This is a genomic window from Methylobacterium sp. J-070, from assembly GCF_022829385.1.
Lineage (GTDB): Bacteria > Pseudomonadota > Alphaproteobacteria > Rhizobiales > Beijerinckiaceae > Methylobacterium.
The window spans coordinates 1-2304 of record NZ_JAKSXX010000070.1 but is presented as its reverse complement, the minus strand read 5'-3'; the positions used below and the strand labels follow the sequence as shown (position 1 = coordinate 2304).

Here is a 2304-nt window from a genome sequence, read left to right as displayed (position 1 = left end):
CTAGAGCCGGTCCCGCGCCGCTTGAGACGGGTTAGCGGGTAGCGCGTTGGTGAGTGAAGGAGCTTGCTTATGCCTTCACCCCTGTCTGTGGACCTGCGCGAGCGTGTCGTGGCTGCCGTGGTGGCGGGCGCTTCCTGCCATCGCGCCGCAGCCCGCTTCGGGGTCAGTGTGTCGAGCGCCAGCCGGTGGTCGGAGCGCTTCCGCCACGAGGGCCAACTCGCCTCCAAGCCGATGGGCGGCGATCACACCTCGAAGCGCATCGAGGCGCATGCCGGGCTGATCCTGAGGATCTCCAAGCAGGAGCCGCGTCTTTTCCTGCGCGAGTTGCGCGACCGGCTGGCTGAGCAAGGCGTCCAGACCAGCACGAGCGGCCTGTCGCGCTTCTTTGCCCGCCACGGGATCAGCTGGAAAACGTATGGCCCGCCCCGTCCGCAAGTGGCTCGGATCCGCTGGTCTGTGCAGTCTGCATAAACGTATCCGGCCTTCCAGCAGCGCCGTTGGCCAAGATGGAGATCCGCGCGTCCTGGGCCTCATAAAGGGGTCGGCGTCGAGCGCCATTTTTGCGGAGAGGCTTCCAGAACACCGGTCGACTGTCAGGCCATCTTCCTCTCACCGCCCGCAGACATCGGAAGGCCGGCGCGTCCGCGTCGGCCGAACTCGGATCAGGCGGCCACGGCCGCCGGCTCGTAGACCCGCCCGTGGCGCAGCAGCGCCCAGACGATGCGCGCCATCTTGGCCGCCAGGGCGACCACCGCCGTGTTGACGTGCGACCGCGCCAGCAGACCGCGCAGCCACTGCCCGAGATGGGTGTCGCTCTGGCGCAGCGAGGGCAGCGCGGCGCGGGCACCCTGGACCAGCGTCTTGCGCAGGTACTTGCTGCCGCGCTTGGTGATGCCGACGAGCCGAGGCTTCCCGCCGGTCGTCACCTGCCGCGGTACGAGACCAAGCCAAGCCGCCAGATCGCGCCCGCGGGCGAAGCTGGCCACGTCGCCGATGGCCGCCACCAGCGCGGTTGCGTTGAGTGCGCCGATGCCCGGGATCGTGGTCAGCCGACAAGCGTCCTCGTTGATGCGGGCCTGCTCGGCGAACTCGGCGTCGAGCGCGGCGATGCGCCGGTCGAGATCCTGCCAGCGTTCGCGCACCTCGGCCATGAGGGTGCGCATGCGCGGTGTGAGCGACGCGCCCGCGTCCGTGTCCAGCAACGCGGCCAGGCAAGCGGTGAGCTTGGCGCGCCCCTGTGCCACGACGTGGCCACGCTCCAGCAGGACGGAACGGATCTGGTTGGTCAGCGCCGTGCGCTCGCCCACGAGCTGGTCGCGGACCCGGTGCAGGGTCTGCACGTCGAGCTGCGCCTCGGACTTGAGTGCCACGAAGCGCATCGTCGGGCGTGTGGCCGCTTCGGCGATGGCCTCGGCATCGCGGTCGTCGTTCTTCTGCGCCTTGACGTAGGGGCGCACGTACTCCGGCGACATCAGCCGGACGGTGTGGCCTTGCTCGGCCAGGGCGCGGCCTATGTGATGGGCGCCACAGCAGGCCTCCATCGCAACGACGCACCCCGGCAGCTTCGCGCCGAAGGCGATCACCCCCTCGCGGCGCATGCGTCGGCGCAGCACGACCCGCCCCGCCGCGTCCAGCCCGACGAGGCTGCAGCTGTTCTTGCCCAGGTCGATCCCAAGAACCGCGATCGTCATCGTCCCGCTCCCTTCCTCATCTCGGCTACCCTGCAAGCCTAGCAGCGTAGCCCGGTGAGGGGCGGGCCATCCATAAAGGGGCGACGTACGCAGCTGAGCAGGAGCGTGCGGACGTAAGGGCTGCTCGCGAGGCGTGGTTCGAGGCACAGCCCGAGCTCGATCCGGATCGGCTGGTGTTCCTGGATGAGACGGCGGCTGCCACCAACATGGCGCGCCGCTATGGTTGGGCTCCGCGCGGCGAGCGCTGCCGGCTCACAGCCCCGTTTGGCCACTACAAAACCACCACTATCACCGCCGCCCTGCGCTCGAGCGGGCTGTGCGCCACCGCGCTATTGGACGGTCCCACGAACGGCACGCGCTTTTGCAGCTACGTCACCGAGACCCTGGTCCCGGTGCTGCAGCCGGGCGACGTCGTCGTCATGGATAACCTGCCAGCCCACAAGGTTGCGGGCGTGCAGGACGCGATCGAGGCCGCAGGAGCGCGGCTGCTCTACCTTCCGTCCTACAGCCCTGATTTCAACCCGATTGAGCAGGCCTTCGCAAAGCTGAAGGCGCTGCTACGCAGCGCGGCAGCCCGCACAATCCCGGATCTCTGGGCGGCGATCCGCCAAGC

The 2304-nt window shown here is 69.1% G+C and carries 1 protein-coding gene and 2 pseudogenes; 2 read left to right on the top strand and 1 reads right to left on the bottom strand.

Annotated elements, in window-relative coordinates:
• Positions 1-69 precede the first annotated feature (69 nt).
• A pseudogene (locus MKL01_RS05215) lies at positions 70-411 on the top strand (helix-turn-helix domain-containing protein); the annotation flags it as partial.
• A gap of 251 nt (positions 412-662) precedes the next feature.
• Here MKL01_RS05215 and MKL01_RS05210 read toward each other — a convergent pair.
• Complete coding sequence (locus MKL01_RS05210) at positions 663-1691, bottom strand: IS110 family transposase (protein WP_243904160.1); 1029 nt, start codon at positions 1689-1691, stop codon at positions 663-665.
• A gap of 74 nt (positions 1692-1765) precedes the next feature.
• Here MKL01_RS05210 and MKL01_RS05205 point away from each other — a divergent pair.
• Positions 1766-2304, top strand: a pseudogene (locus tag MKL01_RS05205) (IS630 family transposase); the annotation flags it as partial.